The sequence below is a fragment of the Flindersiella endophytica genome, from assembly GCF_054779015.1.
In genome coordinates, this window is sequence record NZ_BAAGYY010000023.1 from 161077 (window position 1) to 175800 (window position 14724).

Genomic DNA, 14724 nt, shown 5'->3' on the forward strand with positions numbered 1-14724 from the left:
GCCGTCTCGTCGTCGAGTACGAGGTGGATCAGCGTGCTGTCGAAGTCACCGCGCAGCTCCGTCTGGATGCCGGCGCTCTGCAGCAGCGCACCGCTCGACACCTCGCCGGTCTCGACGTTGCGATAACGAGACACCGGATCCAAGCCACGCAAGCGAATCGGCGGCTTCGGCAGACCGTACTGCTGCGCGTGCAGCCACGCGATCACCACCACCTCCGAGCCGTCCCGCTGGATGTACTGCACCGCCGACAGGTCGCCTGCCACCGGCTCTCGCAGCCGATACAGCAACCCGTGCTGGACCACCGGCCGGATCTTCTTGTACTGCGCGACCAGCTCGCGCGCCTCCGCCAGCTCCGGCTCCGACCACTTGGTCAGGTCGCCGCCCAACCCCAGCAGCCCGGCCATCGCGACGTGGAAGCGCCAGCGCACCGAATACGTACGCCGGTTGAGGAAGTTCGGGCTGTCGGTCACCCACGCCGACATCACGCGCGGCGCGTAGACCTGCGTGAAGCCGTTCTGGATCGTCAGGCGGTCGTAGGCGTCGGTGTTGTCGCTCGTCCACACCATGTCGGTGCGCTGCAGGATCCCGAAGTCGACCCGCCCGCCGCCTCCGGAGCAGCTCTCGAACGCCACGGTCGGATGCGCCTGCCGCAAGCGGTCCAGCAGGCCGTAGAGGTTGCGTACGTGGTCGATCCACAGCCGGGTGGGGTTGTCCTGCTCGTCGGCCCAGCCCGGCTCGGAGAACGGGCGGTTCATGTCCCACTTGACGTAGTCGATCGCGTTGTCGGCGAGCAGCGAGTCGAGCCAGCCGTACGCCCACTCGACGACGCCATCGCGCGCGAAGTTCAGCACGAGCTGGTTGCGCCGCTCGTTCCGCCGCCGCGTCGGGTAGTGGTAGACCCAATCCGGATGGGCGCGGTACAGATCGCTGTCGGGGTTGACCATCTCGGGCTCGACCCAGATCCCGAACTGCATCCCGAGCGAGTGCACGTGGTCGGCCAGCGGCCTCAGGCCGTTGGGAAACCGCTCCGGGTTGGGCGTCCAGTCGCCGAGCCCGGCGCGGTCGTTGACCCGCTTGCCGAACCACCCGTCGTCCATCACGAACAGCTCGACGCCGAGGTCGGCCGCGAGCTTCGCCAGCTCCTTCTGGTTCGACTCGTTGATGTCGAACCAGGTCGCTTCCCAGGAGTTGTAGAGCACCGGCCGCAGCTCGCCGGCCTTCGGAACGATGTGCCGCAGCTGGTACGTGTGCCACTCGCGGCTCGACCCGCCGAACCCGCCGGCGGAGTAGAGCCCTGCGAAGACAGGCGTCTCGAAGAACTCGCCCGGTGTCAGCCGCCAGGTGGAGAACCCGTCGTGCCCGAACCCGCCCGACACCTGCGCGCGGCCGTTGGCGTACCGGTGTGCGACGAACTGCCACACGCCACTCCACGCCAGCGCACCGCTCCAGACCTCGCCGTGCTCCTCGCCGGCCGTACCGTCGTCGATCGCGAACCACGGGTTGGCCTCGTGGCTGGTGGTTCCGGTCCGGCTGCCGAGCACCACCGACGACTCCGTCGACAGGGGTACGCGGTCGAGCTGTGTCTCCGCGGCCCAGCGCCCGTGCAGGTGGCTGAGGCGGTAGTCGTCGCGGTGCGGGATCGACCAGGCCGCCGAGTGCGCGATCCGTACGTCGATCGGCCCCTGCATCGGATCGTCAGCGGAGTCTGTGGAGGCCGCGAAGTCGGCCGACCCGGTGTGGCGCAGCTCGACCCACCGCTCGATCACGTCGGACTTCTCGTACGCGCGGTACGAAAGCGTGATCCGCAACGGATACGTACGATCCCGGAAGTGCAGGTCGAGCTCGCTGCGGTTGCCCTCGGTCAGCGTCTCGGCCTGGTCGAACTCCCACTCGATCTCGCGTACGCCGTCGCCGAACTCCACCGACAACGTGGGCTTGCCGAACCGCAGCCCGGCCTCGACGGGGTACTCCGCCGCGCCGTCGGCGCCACGTTCGGCCCAGCGCAGCCGGCTCGGCTGCTGCGTGACCAGGTGGACGGCATCGGCCAGGTGGATCACCGGTCCCCAGTGCAGGTTGACCAGTTCGCCTTCCGGCGTGAGATGAACGGCGTAGGACGTCGCCGGCGTGGTGATCAGCCAGACCTGGTTGCCTGGGTCGTGCTCGATGGTCGCCATGCGGCTACTCCTATGCCGTTCCTGTCCGAGCTGCTGCGACTCAAGAGCGCGGGCGCAGCCTCAGGTTCTGCATACCCCCGTCGACCGCGACTTCAGTCCCGGTCGCCGAAGCGGTGAGCGGCGAGGCGAGGTAGACGATCGCCTGCGCGACCTCGTCCGGGCTCACCAGCCGGCCGGTCGGCTGGCGGGCCTCCAGCGCGCTGCGCTCGGCCGTGGGGTCGGCTGCCATGGACAGCAGGCGTCCGACCCAGGGTGTGTCGACCGTGCCGGGGTTGACGCAGTTGACCCGGATGCCCTCGGCCACGTGGTCGGCGGCCATCGCGAACGTCAGCGAACGTACGGCGCCCTTCGACGCGCTGTAGACCGCGCGCTGCGGGATGCCGGCGGTCGCCGCGATCGAGCAGGTGTTGACGATCGAGGCGGCCGGCGACTCGCGCAGGTGCGGCAGCGCGGCCCGGGAGATCCGGACCATGCCCATCACGTTGACGTCGAACACCTTCTGCCACTCGGCGTCGTCGTTGGCCTCGACCGTGCCCTGGGCACCGATGCCGGCGTTGTTGATCACGATGTCGAGGCGGCCGAAGTGCACGACGACGCCATCGATCGCGGACCGAACGCTCACGTCGTCGGTGACGTCGCAGGGAATGCCGACCAGCGGCGCCTCCACCTTGTCGGCGGAAAGGTCGAGGCAGGCGACCTGCGCCCCACGCGCGCTGAGCAGCCTGGCCGTCGACAGTCCGATGCCGGAGGCGCCTCCGGTGACCGCGGCGACCAGGCCTTCGAACTCACTCATGCGCCGACCAGCTGCTGCCGCTGCTTGCCGAGGCCCTCGATGTCGAGCTCCATGACGTCGCCCGCCCCGAGGTAGGGGTACTTGCCCGACATCGCGACGCCCTGGGGCGTTCCGGTGTTGAGCAGGTCGCCCGCGTCGAGCACCATGTACTGCGACAGGTGCCAGACCAGGAACGCCACGTTGAAGATCATGTCGCCGGTCGTGGAGTCCTGCCGGGGCTCGCCGTTGACGAACGAGCGCAGGTTGAGCTTGCCGGGATCGATGCCGGCGGCCGGCACCAGCCACGGGCCGAGCGGGTTGAACGTCTCGGCGCACTTGCCCTTCGACCACTGGCCGCCGGACTGCTCGATCTGGAACGCGCGCTCGCTCACGTCGTTGGAGACGACGTAACCGGCGACGTACGAAAGCGCCTGCTCGGGCGACTCGAGGTAGCGCGCCTGCTTGCCGATGACGACGCCGAGCTCGACCTCCCAGTCGGTCTTCTGCGAGCCGCGCGGGATGCGCACCTCGTCGTAGGGGCCGACGACCGTGTTGGGGTGCTTGAAGAACACGATCGGCGTCTCCGGCGGCGGCGAGCCGGACTCCGCGGCGTGGGCGGCGTAGTTCTGCCCGATGCAGACGACCGCGCCCGGCTTCGCGATCGGCGCGCCGAGGCGCAGGCCGGAGCCGTCGCCGGGGTCGTCGAGCCGCGGGAGCGAGCCGCCGGCAAGCGCCTGCTCGGCGCGGCCGATGCCGCCGCCGGCCAGGAACGCGCCGTCGATGTCCGCCGTGAGCGGGGTCAGGTCGTGGACCGTGCCGTCGTCGGCGATGACGGCAGGCTGCTCCTCGCCGGGAGCGCCCAAACGAATGAAGCGCACAGGTGTCGCCTTCCTAGGAGGTCGAGCCTTGACGTCGAGGCTTGAGGTCGAGGGCGGGTCTACCAGTTGGCTTCGCCCTGGGCGACCAGCCACTCGCCGCCGGCCTTGGCGACGTCGAACGGGTCGCCGGCGCACTCGTCCAGCTCGATGATCGCGTGCGAGACGCGCGGGCCGGCGTGCATCGCGGCCACGTTGTCGACGCTGCCCTGGCCGACCTGGACCTGCAGCTCACCGCGTACGGCCGGGCCGTCCTTGATGTGCAGCAGCTGGACGCGCTCCTTGTACTTCTCGATCACCTCGGCGGGGTTCTGCAGGCCGGTGGCCGCCCAGTAGACGTCGACCTCCAGGAACACCCGCGGGTCGAGGTTGGCGACCAGCAGGTCGTAGGGGTAGCTGCCGTCGGGGAGCTTCGCCCACTCGAACTCGTGGTTGTGGTAGCCGACCTGGATGCCGGTGCCCTCGGCAGCGGCGGCGGCCTCGTTCAGCGCGCCGGCGAACGCCTTCACGCCGTCGGCGCTCTTCATCGCGTCGCCGTGGCCCTCGATGCAGCCGGGCGCGGGGGCGATCACGCGGTTGGTGCCGATCGTCTTGACCTCGTCCAGGACGGACGCGAAGGCGGCCGGGCTCCAGACGGCGTGCGTGGCGACGACGCTGAGGCCGTTCTGGTCGTAGAGCGCGCGCAGCGCCTTGGCGTTCGCCAGCCGGTCGGCGGCATCATCCGGGCTGAACCCGCCGATCCCGAACGGCTCGACGGCACGGAAGCCCTGCTCGGCCGTCCGGGCCAGCGCTGCCGCGCGGTCCGCGCCGATGGCGTTGCGGAAGGTGTAAAGCTGGACGGCAAGAGGAAGTGCCACCGAGTCACGCTCCAACTGTTGAACTCAAGAGGTCTGGTACGGATTGGTCCATCGTGCATCCTGCCCCACGCGTACAAACACGGGCACCCGGTCTTGACTCTTGAGACGTAACGTCCGGCACAGGCCGTTACCGGGCGAGGTGGTCCTGGTCACGACTCGTGAGCGTGCCCGGCGAGCTTGGCACGGACCAGGTCGACGTCGGAATGGCCGAGGTCATCGAGGATCTCCTCGGCCTGCGACCACGCCGCCCGGGCAGCCATCAGCTCGCCCGCCGCGAGCTCGTTGTCTCCGATGTGGGTCAGCACCGTGGCCTCGAAGTACCGGTCGTCCAGTCCACGGAAGAGGTCGAGCGCCCGGCGGAAGCACGCCCGAGCCTCGGCGTGGCCGCCGAGATGCTGCTGGGCGTAGCCGAGCGAGTCCCAGGCGTCGGCTTCGCCATCACGGTCGCCGAGCTGCTGGTGCAGCGTTACGGCCTGCCTGCAGGACACGAGTGCTTGCCGATGGTTGCCGAGCAGGGCACTGTACCAACCGACGTCGTTGTGCGCCCTGGCCTGCCCGACCAGGTGGTTCGAATGCTCGAACAACGCGAGCGCCTGCCGGGCGTGGTCGAGCGCCTCGGAGTAGTGGCATTGCTGCTCGGCGACCTGGGCGATCAAGCTGTGCACGTGGGCCGGACCGGCGTGGTCTTCCAGACCGCCGTACAGGTCGAGCGCGCTCATCAGCTCCGCGCGAGCCGAGACCAGCTCGCCGACCTCGGTATAGGCGCGGCCAAGCAGGCGATGCGCCCACGCCTGGGCTGGGCGATCGCCCAGCCGGCGGGTCGCGGCCAAGGCAGCCTGCCCCACTTGTACCCGGTCGTGCCAGTGCCCTCGCCGTTTGAGGAACGTGTCGAGCGACCAGGCCAGCTGCCATCCATGCCGGTCGAACCCGGATGCCACGGCCAGCTCCAGCACCGCCAGCAGAATGAGGTGCTCGACCGCGAACCATTCCATCACCTGGCCGGCATCGGCCGGGCGTTCCGGGCTGGCGTCCGGTTGCGGAGACGTGAGCTCGATCGGGTCGCGGGTGGGCCGGAGCAGGCGCTCGGCGAAGTACGCGGAATGCAGGTAGTGGTCGAACATGCGGTTCGTCGCCGCCTGCCGGTCGGCGTAGGAGTCGGTTGTGTTGGCGAGCTCGAGCGCGTAGGCGCGGAGCAGGTCGTGGCAGCCGTACCGGCCTGGCTTGTACTCCGTGATCAGGCGGGCGCGGCTGAGCTCTGCGAGCGGTGACCGGACCGCCTCGGCCGCGAGCCCCGCAAGGCTCGCGGCCGCGACGACCGAGACGTCCGGGCCGGGGTGGAGGCCGAGCAGCCGGAACAACCTCGCGGCTCGCGCACTCAGCCGGACGTACGACCAGGACAGCACCGCGCGCAGGTCGGGGTTCTCGCCCGCGAGCGCGTCCAGGCGGGCCCGGCTGTCACGGAGATCCTCCGCCAGCGCTGCGAGGGAGAAGTGTGGGTGGGCCGCCGCTCGGGAGGCGACCATCGCCAGCGCAAGTGGCAGCCGCGCGCAGGCCGAGACGATGAACTGGACGGCCTCGGGTTCACGGCTGATCCGGACCTCGCCGAGCCGGTAGGTCAGCAACTCACGCGACTCGATGTCGCTCAGGAGATCGAGCGTGAGCGGGGTCGCGCCCTCTCGCGACACGAGTTCGGCAAGGCTGTCCCGGCTGGTGACGATCACGAGGCATCCTGGCGTACCCGGCAGCAGCGGACGGACGTGCTCGGAGTCCCTGGCGTTGTCGAGCACGACGAGAACGCGTTTGCCCGCGAGCATCGAGCGATACATGGCGGCCTGGGCGTCGAGGTCGACCGGAACGCGTTCTGGCGGGACGTGCATCGCGCCCAGGAAGGCGCGGACCGCGACCTCTGCTGCCATCGCGGCCTGCGACGGCGCGAATCCACGGAGGTTGACGTAGAGCTGACCGTCGGGGAAGTGGTGCCGGACCCTGTGAGCATGGTGTACGGCGAGCGCGCTCTTGCCAACGCCTGCCGTACCGGAGATCGTGGCGATGACAACGGCGGCCGGCTGCCTGCGAGGCGAGCCGAGCAGGGCGTCGAGCCGGTCGACTTCGAGCTGCCTGCCGGCGAAACCGGCTATGTCCATGGGCAATTGCGCCGGAGGCTGACCGAAGACCGCGGCGGACCGTGGCTGGGGAACTGGTAATCGATCTCTTGACTGAGGCCCGGCGGCTGGTGTGAGGCCGAGCAGTTCGTACCGGATCGAGAGAACGTCGGCCAGGGTTCGCAGCACGTCGATATCGGAGAGGCGTTGCCGACCAGTCTCCAGGCGGGAGATGACAGAACCGCTGCAACTGCAGCGCTTACCTAGGTCGGCTTGAGTCAGGCCCATCGCCTGACGTGCCCTGCGGATGATTTCCCCCCGGCCGTCGGACCGCGGCGGTAGGGCTGGGTTGATCACGGAGCCACCCCCTCGCTTCTGAGCTCCGCGCGCGACACCAAGCATATCCCTGCCCTGACCTGCGCGCACGCGATCAGATGACCGCACGCCCGCAATGCCGAATCGGGATCTCAAAGGGAATAGCCGGAAACCCGATAAGAATTCATCGACCCGATTCTCGAGCCGTTTGATTCCGAATTTGGATGGAGCTTTTGTCGCGAACTCGAAATCGCCGCCATTCCTCGGCGACAATCAGCAAATTGCCATCGAGAGTCGACGGCAAACAAGAAGGAATCCTGCCCGTCGGCGCTCGCGACCACGGGGGGCGATCAGGTACTCACAAGTAGCGCGAGTGTCAGATGATCTTGCGTCAGGCTGGCTTTGCGGCCGCGCAAAAATTTGCCCAGAACCATTGCATAGAAGGCCTTCTCCGGCAGTAGACTCCGACAGCCGCTGATGACCAGCTGAGTAGACGGCTGGTGGGTGGGGAGTCGCCGGCAGCCCGAAAGACAAACCTGCCCAGAAAGAGGTTGAGGTTGAAGCTCAAGGCGGCACTCATCGCACTCGTTGCTTTCGCCATCATCGCGATCGGTAACCAGTCGACTTCAAGTCACCATGAGAGCCCCGGATCCGGACGCGGGTCCACCTTAACTCTCGAAGCGTAACGACTAGCTTCGAAAACGTGACTGGCCATCCCATCCGTCGAGACCCCAGACGGGCGGGATGGCCAGGCTTCTGGGAGCTCGGGAGAAGCAGCCCAACGACCAGTCAGTCGAGGCAGAACTCGTTGCCCTCGGGGTCGGCCATGATGATGTGGCCGCCGTCCAGCGGGAGCGCCGGCTCCTTCCGCAGCACCTTGGTCGCGCCGCGGGCGATGAGCCGTTCGGCCTCCTGCGCCAGCGCTGCCATCCGCGCCTCGCCCTCGAGTCCTGGTGCCGCTCGCACGTCCAGGTGCACGCGGTTCTTGACCTGCTTGCCCTCCGGCACGCGCTGGAAGAACAGCCGCGGCCCCTTGCCCTCCGGGTCGACCGCCGCAGAGGCGCTGTTGCGCTGCTCCGGCGGCACGCCCCAGGCCTCGAGCGCCTGCTCCCACGTGTCGAAGCCGGGCGGCGGGTCCTGCACCTGGTAGCCGAGGGCGTCCGCCCAGAACTCCGACAGCGCGGCCGGGTCTGCACAGTCGAATGTGACCTGAACGTCAAGCGCCATGGTCAGCTCGCCTCCTGCTGGATGTAACCGTTGGTGTGAACGTAGAGGTCGCGGAGTACGCAGACCTCGGACAGGTGGTGGATCAGCTCACGATTGATGTGCAGGACGAGCCTGGCCAGCGGGTCGTCGGCGTACTCCCCCTCGGCTTCCCCGCACGGCTTCGCCAGGCCGGCTTCGCCGAGCGACTCGACGCCGGCCTGCCAGGTGGCGTACTCCGCGTCGAGCTGGGCCAGCGCGCCGGCGGCTGTCTCGGCGTACTCGAACGTGAAGTAGTCGGTCGGCGCACGTCCGAAGTGCGCCGCGTTCCTCGCGGCCAGCACGCCGACGATCACGTGCCCGAGCCGCCAGGCGATCGTCGTGAACGGCGGCGGGTCGGGTTCTGGCATCGCGAAGTCGATGGTCAGCGCGCCGGCGCCGGCCTGCACGGGTGCGGTTCCGGTGCCGCGCGGGCGCACGTTCCAGCAGCCGGGCACCGGCTCCCAGAAGTACTCGTCGTCGGTGAGCCCGTCGAGCCGTGCACGCAGCTGCTGGGTCCAGTGCCACGCGATCTGGTCTCGGACGAGGAAGTTCCAGCTCTGGTCGGTCATGGGTCCCAGCGTTCCCGCAATAGCGGACAGTATCGGTCCGTGATTGGTGGTTGAATCGACTACGTGACCGTGGAGACGACGACCGAGCGCGTGCTGCGACTGCTGATGCTGCTGCAGCGCAGGTCGTCGTGGACTGCCACCGAGCTCGCCGCCGAGCTGGGCGTCACCGACCGCTCCGTACGCCGCGACGTGGAACGGCTGCGCGCGCTCGGCTACCCCGTACACGCGACCGCCGGCGTCGGCGGCGGCTACCAGCTCGGTGCGGGCACCCGGCTACCACCGTTGCTCCTCGACGACGAGGAAGCCATCGCGACGGCGGTCTCGCTGCGGCTCGGCTCGGGCGGCACAGTCGCCGGCGCGGGCGAGGCGGCGCTGCGGGCGCTCGCGAAGCTCGACCAGGTGATGCCGCCGCGGCTGCGCGCCGAGGTGAGGGCGGTGCACGGCGCCACCGACACGCTGGTCGACCCAGGCGTCTCGATCGACCCGGAGCTGCTGATGACGCTCGCCCGCGCCAGCCGCGACGCCGTACGCGTGCGGTTCCGGTACGCCGGCCATGGGGGTGACGAGACCGAGCGTAGGGTCGAGCCGGTACGCATGGTCGCCACCGGCCGCCGCTGGTACCTCCTGGCCTGGGACCTCGACCGCGACGACTGGCGCACGTTCCGGCTCGACCGAATGCGCGCCGTGGAAGCGACGACGTGGCGCTTCCGGCCGCGGGAACATCCCGATCCGAGCAGCTTTGTGCAGCGTGCCGTGACGGCGGCGCCGTACCGTTATCTGGCGAAGGTGCGGCTGCACGCCGAGCCCGAGCAGGTACGCCAGCTGGTACCACCCCAGGTCGCCCAGATAGAGACCGACCCGGAAGCAGGCTGGTGCCTCCTCACTTCCGGCGGCGACGACCTTGGCTGGATCGCCATGCACGTTGTCCGCCTGGGCTTCGAGGCTGAGGTGGTGGAGCCACCGGAACTCCGCGAGGTGGCCGGCCGGCTCGCCACCCGCCTCGCCGCGATGGCCGGCACCGAGAACACCTGATGGGCCAGCTGCAGCAAAGCCCACCCAGCTTTCCTCAGCCGCGCTACCACGTGCGATACGGCGTATATGCGATCCACCAGCTCGAGCGACCTTGCCGACGCCGCAGCGGAGCAGTGGGCCCTCGTGACGACTGCACAGGCACGATCTCTTGGCGTGTCACCGCAGGCCGTAGCGCGCCTCACCAGGCAAGGGGCACTTGAACGCATGACGCACGGCGTCTACCGAGTGGCTGGGGCTCAGCCGTCACCGCTTGACGATCTCCGGGCAGCGTGGCTTGCCCTCGATCCCGCACGTCGAGCCAACGAGCGCTTTCGCGACGACATGCCCGCTGTCATCTCCCACCGATCCGCAGCTGCGATCCACGAGCTTGGGGACCTCGATGCAGACGAATTCGAGTTCACCAGCGCCGAACGCAAGCAGACCCGCAGACCGGGTATCCGCCTCCACCGCGCCAAAGTCGGCTCCCTGGAGTGGGCCGTGGTGGATGGCCTTCCGGTCACCACGGTCGTCCGTACCATCGCAGACCTCGCGAGTGGGCACATCGACGGCGGGCACCTCGCCGGCGTTGTGCGGGATGCGCTCACCAGAAGGCAGGTTGACGATCAGCAGCTCGCTGCAGCTCTTCGGCGCCACGCCCACCAATACGGCGTACCAATGGGTGACGGAGAGGCGCTCCTCGTGCGATTCCTCCAAGAGTCCGGGATCCCCGAGCCGCTCGGCCGTGCAGTCGAACTCGCTGGTGCACATTCGCTCAGCCCTGCCGTACTCGAGCAGTTCAGAAAAACAGGAGGCCTCAAGCGGCTCCAAGAGCAACTCGCATCCATCCAGCGTGTGATCGCGCCCATCGCGTGGTTCAGCGAGCAGGTCGCGAACTCACCGGCCTTCAAGGCTGCGACTGCTGCAGGAGAGATCGTCCAATGGACGAAGCCGCCGCAGGTGCTCCACGAGTTCACGAAGCAACAGGCCGCACTCTCCAACTCTCCGGCAATGAAGGCCATGGCCGAGCTCGCCCACCGAACCAGCTCTCCGGCGATACAGCAGCTGGCAAAGCAATACACAGAGGTGGCTGAGGTATCGCGACTTGTCAGGGCGGTCAGCGAGGCCATCGCAACGCCAGAACGCCAGCTCGTCAAGGAGCAAGGCGACAGCGAATGAACATGGTCAATGGCTCGCCACAGTATGCGACCCCGAACGCCTTCCGCAGGGCGCTTGACGACCGGCTCAAGAGCGAAGCCAGATCCCGGGGCCGCGCTTTGGAGGAGCTACGGCGAGAGTTCCTGTTCCAGCGATTCCTCGCGCTGATCTTCTCCGTCCCTGACGGACAGTGGGTACTCAAGGGCGGGGTAAGCCTGCTGATGCGGCTCGCGGAGGCACGGTTACGGGGCATACGCGCGTAGGACCAAGCTCGCCAAGGCGCTACATAGCATCGAGACCGCACTCGAGCACGTGGGACAGTGCATCGACCCGCTCCTCGAGGGGTCTCGCGACCAGGGCCGCTGGCGGCCGGGACGCGGCTGGTCGGACTGACACGAGCTCACTCACCACAGTCGGCTGATCCACGTTTACCCGCTGGCACCGAGGACAACTAGACCGGCGGCACACCGTGGCGTTTGGCGGGCACCGAACGGTCCTTCGTCGACGCGGCTGCAAGCCTCGCTACCAGCTCGCCCCGCAGCTCGCCTGGCTCGACGATCGCGTCGATGACGAGGTCGGAGGCGAGGCGGAGGATGTCGATGGTGTCTTCGTAGTCCTCGCGCAGTGCGGCCACGTAAGCCTCGCGTTCGGCTGGGTCTTCGATCGAGGCGATCTTGTTGAAGTAGACCGCGTTGATGGCGGCTTCTGGGCCCATCACCGCGATCTTCGCGCTCGGCAACGCCAGGCACGCGTCCGGGCCGAAGCCCGGCCCGCACATGGCGTAGAGCCCAGCCCCGTAAGCCTTTCGCACGATGACGGAGACCGTCGGCACCGAGGCTTCGGCCACCGCCGTGATCATTTTGGCGCCGGAACGGATGATCCCCTGCCGCTCGACCTCGCTGCCGATCATGAAGCCGGGTACGTCGGCGAGGTAGACCAGCGGGATGTTGAACGCGTCGCACAGCCAGATGAACCGGGCGGCCTTGTCGGCGCTGTCGACGAACAGCACGCCGCCCTTGACCGCGGGGTTGTTGGCCACCACGCCGACGACCTGACCCTCCAGGCAGCCGAACCCGACGATGAGCTCCGGCGCGTACAGCGGCTTGATCTCGAAGAACGACTCGGCGTCCAGCAACGCGTCGAGGACAACGTGCATGGGGTATCCCACGCTCCCATCCTCGGGCACCAGCCCGGCGGTGAACTCGAGCGCGGGAGACCGCCCTTCGTACATCGGCGGCAGCGACCGCCACGACCCCGGAACGTAGGAGAAGTAGGCCTTCGCGAGCTCGACCGCCTCGGTGTCGTCCGAAGCCAGCAGGTCGCCGCAGCCCGACACCGACGCGTGCATGCGCGCGCCGCCCATCTCCTCCAGCGTGACCTTCTCACCGACGACCATCTCCGCCATCCGCGGCGAGCCGAGGTACATCGACGCGTTGCCCTCGACCATGATCACGAGGTCGCAGAACGACGGGATGTACGCACCGCCCGCCGCCGACGGCCCGAACAGGCAGCAGATCTGCGGCACCTTGCCGGAGAGCGCGATCTGGTTCGCGAAGATCCGTCCCGCACCGCGCCGTCCGGGGAACAGCTCGATCTGGTCGGTGATCCGCGCGCCCGCGGAGTCGATGAACCAGAAGATCGGCAGCTCGTCCCGCAACGCGGCCTCGGTGATCCGGATGATCTTCTCGACCGTACGCGCGCCCCACGAGCCGGCCTTCACCGTCGGGTCGTTCGCGACGACCAGCGCCGGCCGGCCGTCGACCAGGGCGCGCCCGGTCACGACACCATCGGCCGGCAGGTCGGCGGCCATCGCGTTGGCCAGCTGCCCGTCCTCGACGAACGTGCCGTCGTCGACCAGCAGCGCGATCCGGTCGCGTACGTAGAGCTTGCCCTGCGACGAGAGCTTCGCCGCGCCGCGCTCGGACGGTCGTAGCGTCGCCTCGCGCGCGGCCGCGACCGCCTTGGCGTGGTCCTTGGGCTCCACAGTCGTCGACCCTATTCCTCTCTTACTCCACGGGAAGGCCGAGCCCTCGGGCCAGCACGAGCCGCTGGATCTCGCTGGTGCCCTCCCCGACCTCGAGGATCTTCGCGTCGCGGTAGAAGCGCGCGACGGGGTACTCCTCCATGAAGCCGTAGCCGCCGAAAACCTGCGTCGCCACCCGGGTGGCGGCCATCGCGGCCTCCGAGGAGAACAGCTTGGCCATCGCGGCGGCCTGCTTGACCTCCGTACGCGGCCGGCCGGCGTCGGTGAGCGCGGCGGCCTTGTACGTAAGGAGCCTGGCCGCTTCGACCGCGACCCGCAGGTCGGCGATCTGGAACGCGACCGCCTGCTTCGACCCGATCGGCACGCCGAACGCCTTGCGCGTCTTGGCGTACGCGAGCGATTCGTCGAGGCAGGCCTGCACCAGCCCGACCGCGAGCGCCGAGATCGCGATCCGGCCCTCGTCGAGCGTTGCAAGGAACTGCCGGAAGCCCGCGCCGCGTTCGCCCAGCAGGTGGTCCTCGGGCACCCGGCAGTCCTCGAACGTCAGCGGATGCGTGTCGGACGCGTGCCAGCCCAGCTTGCGATAGCTCGGCTCGACGATGAAGCCCGGCGTGTCGGACGGGACGATGAACGCCGAGATCTCCGGCTCGCCGTGCCTGCCGGGGAACGTCCGCGCGGTGACGGTCACGAGCGACGTGATCGGCGTGCCGGAGTTGGTGATGAACTGCTTCGAGCCGTCGATCACCCACTCGCCGTCCTCGAGTACCGCGCGGGTCTTGGTGGCGCCCGCGTCGGAGCCGGACTCGGCCTCGGTCAGTCCGAACCCCGCGAGCGTACGGCCGGCAGCCAGGTCGGGCAGCCAGCGCCGCTTCTGCTCCTCGGTCCCCCAGCCCAGGATGGGCTTGATGCCGAGCCCGACGCCGGCCTCGATCGTGATGCCGAGCGACTGGTCGGCCCGCCCGACCTCCTCGATCGCGATGCAGAGGCTGGTGAAGTCGCCGCCGGAGCCGCCGTACTCCTCGGGCACGGTCAGCCCGAACACGCCGAGCTTGCCCAGCGCCTGCACGGTCTCGACGGGGAAATGGTGCCGCTCGTCCCAGTCCGCGGCGTAAGGCGCGACCTCTGCGAGCGCGAACTCGCGCATCACCGCGCGGAACTCCTCGTGCTCGGGTGACAGCTCGAAGGTCATCCTCGACCTCCCCTCGGAAGATAGGTACTTACGCTTACGTAAACGTAAGCCTAGGCTGGCACCATGGGCAAGGCTGAAACGTGGTCGATCACGGAACTGGCCGAAGAACACGGCGTGACACTGCGGACGATCCGGTTCTACGAGGACCGCGGGCTGATCACGCCGGAGCGGCGCGGGCAGCAGCGCATCTTCCATGCCCGCGACCGGGTACGCCTCGGGCTCATCCTGCGCGGCCGCCGGCTGGGGTTCTCCCTACGGGAGATCGCGACGATCGTCGACATGTACGACGCCGAGCCCGGTGAGACCGGGCAGCTGCGCTACCTGCTGGAACAGATCGAGCACCGGCGCAAAGCGCTGGAGCAGCGTCGCCGCGACATCGACGAGACACTTCGCGAGCTCGACGAGGTGGAGGCACGCTGCCGAGTGGATTTGAAGAAACTCGAGCATTAGGGAATACCCTCAGGGGGTATGCTGCT

14 protein-coding genes and 2 pseudogenes are annotated in these 14724 nt (G+C 68.6%); 5 read left to right on the forward strand and 11 right to left on the reverse strand.

The window, feature by feature from the left end; genetic code table 11:
- The 8 genes and pseudogenes from ACYVF6_RS25105 to ACYVF6_RS25140 all read right to left on the reverse strand — a co-directional run.
- Positions 1–2174: alpha-galactosidase (locus ACYVF6_RS25105; RefSeq protein ID WP_460524971.1), on the reverse strand; the 2174-nt coding region annotated here is incomplete at its 3' end.
- A 40-nt stretch (positions 2175–2214) separates the two neighbouring features.
- Positions 2215–2967, reverse strand: coding sequence for an SDR family NAD(P)-dependent oxidoreductase (locus ACYVF6_RS25110; RefSeq protein WP_460524972.1), 753 nt, complete (start codon positions 2965–2967; stop codon positions 2215–2217).
- Entirely contained in the window at positions 2964–3824 is an 861-nt protein-coding gene (locus tag ACYVF6_RS25115; RefSeq protein WP_460524973.1) for a fumarylacetoacetate hydrolase family protein, read from the reverse strand. Before ACYVF6_RS25115 ends, ACYVF6_RS25110 begins: the two co-directional genes overlap by 4 nt.
- Before the next feature lie 59 nt (positions 3825–3883).
- Positions 3884–4678 (reverse strand): sugar phosphate isomerase/epimerase family protein, encoded by a 795-nt coding sequence (locus ACYVF6_RS25120; protein ID WP_460524974.1) that lies wholly within the window; start codon positions 4676–4678, stop codon positions 3884–3886.
- 149 nt (positions 4679–4827) lie between these two features.
- On the reverse strand, positions 4828–6822 hold the full coding sequence (locus tag ACYVF6_RS25125; protein WP_460525546.1) for a tetratricopeptide repeat protein: 1995 nt from the start codon (positions 6820–6822) through the stop codon (positions 4828–4830).
- Between the two features lie 123 nt (positions 6823–6945).
- Positions 6946–7182, reverse strand: a pseudogene (locus ACYVF6_RS25130) (helix-turn-helix domain-containing protein); the annotation flags it as partial.
- A 702-nt stretch (positions 7183–7884) separates the two neighbouring features.
- Positions 7885–8322: a VOC family protein gene (locus ACYVF6_RS25135; RefSeq protein ID WP_460524976.1), complete on the reverse strand. Its 438-nt coding sequence runs from the start codon at positions 8320–8322 to the stop codon at positions 7885–7887.
- A gap of 2 nt (positions 8323–8324) precedes the next feature.
- A complete protein-coding gene (locus ACYVF6_RS25140) occupies positions 8325–8909 on the reverse strand; it encodes a DinB family protein (protein ID WP_460524977.1) in 585 nt (194 codons plus the stop codon).
- A gap of 63 nt (positions 8910–8972) precedes the next feature.
- Here ACYVF6_RS25140 and ACYVF6_RS25145 point away from each other — a divergent pair, with 63 nt between their 5' ends.
- The gene (locus tag ACYVF6_RS25145; RefSeq protein WP_460524978.1) at positions 8973–9941 is read left to right on the forward strand and encodes a helix-turn-helix transcriptional regulator; all 969 of its coding nucleotides are present in this window, start codon (positions 8973–8975) and stop codon (positions 9939–9941) included.
- A gap of 66 nt (positions 9942–10007) precedes the next feature.
- Positions 10008–10160: pseudogene (locus ACYVF6_RS25150) on the forward strand (type IV toxin-antitoxin system AbiEi family antitoxin domain-containing protein); the annotation flags it as partial.
- 24 nt (positions 10161–10184) lie between these two features.
- Here ACYVF6_RS25150 and ACYVF6_RS25155 read toward each other — a convergent pair.
- Positions 10185–10748, reverse strand: coding sequence for a hypothetical protein (locus tag ACYVF6_RS25155; RefSeq protein ID WP_460525558.1), 564 nt, complete (start codon positions 10746–10748; stop codon positions 10185–10187).
- 24 nt (positions 10749–10772) lie between these two features.
- Here ACYVF6_RS25155 and ACYVF6_RS25160 point away from each other — a divergent pair, with 24 nt between their 5' ends.
- Positions 10773–11096 (forward strand): hypothetical protein, encoded by a 324-nt coding sequence (locus ACYVF6_RS25160; RefSeq protein WP_460525559.1) that lies wholly within the window; start codon positions 10773–10775, stop codon positions 11094–11096.
- Positions 11093–11338 (forward strand): hypothetical protein, encoded by a 246-nt coding sequence (locus ACYVF6_RS25165; protein WP_460524979.1) that lies wholly within the window; start codon positions 11093–11095, stop codon positions 11336–11338. The genes ACYVF6_RS25160 and ACYVF6_RS25165 overlap by 4 nt, the downstream gene beginning before the upstream one ends.
- 188 nt (positions 11339–11526) lie before the next feature.
- Here ACYVF6_RS25165 and ACYVF6_RS25170 read toward each other — a convergent pair whose 3' ends face one another.
- Positions 11527–13059 carry an acyl-CoA carboxylase subunit beta gene (locus ACYVF6_RS25170; protein ID WP_460524980.1) on the reverse strand — a complete coding sequence of 511 codons (1533 nt, stop codon included), beginning with the start codon at positions 13057–13059 and terminating at the stop codon, positions 11527–11529.
- Positions 13060–13081: 22 nt separating this feature from the next.
- A complete protein-coding gene (locus tag ACYVF6_RS25175; RefSeq protein WP_460524981.1) occupies positions 13082–14248 on the reverse strand; it encodes an acyl-CoA dehydrogenase family protein in 1167 nt (388 codons plus the stop codon).
- Between the two features lie 63 nt (positions 14249–14311).
- On the opposite strand from ACYVF6_RS25175, the gene ACYVF6_RS25180 reads away from it, so the two are divergent.
- A complete protein-coding gene (locus ACYVF6_RS25180; protein ID WP_460524982.1) occupies positions 14312–14698 on the forward strand; it encodes a MerR family transcriptional regulator in 387 nt (128 codons plus the stop codon).
- Positions 14699–14724: the final 26 nt, after the last annotated feature.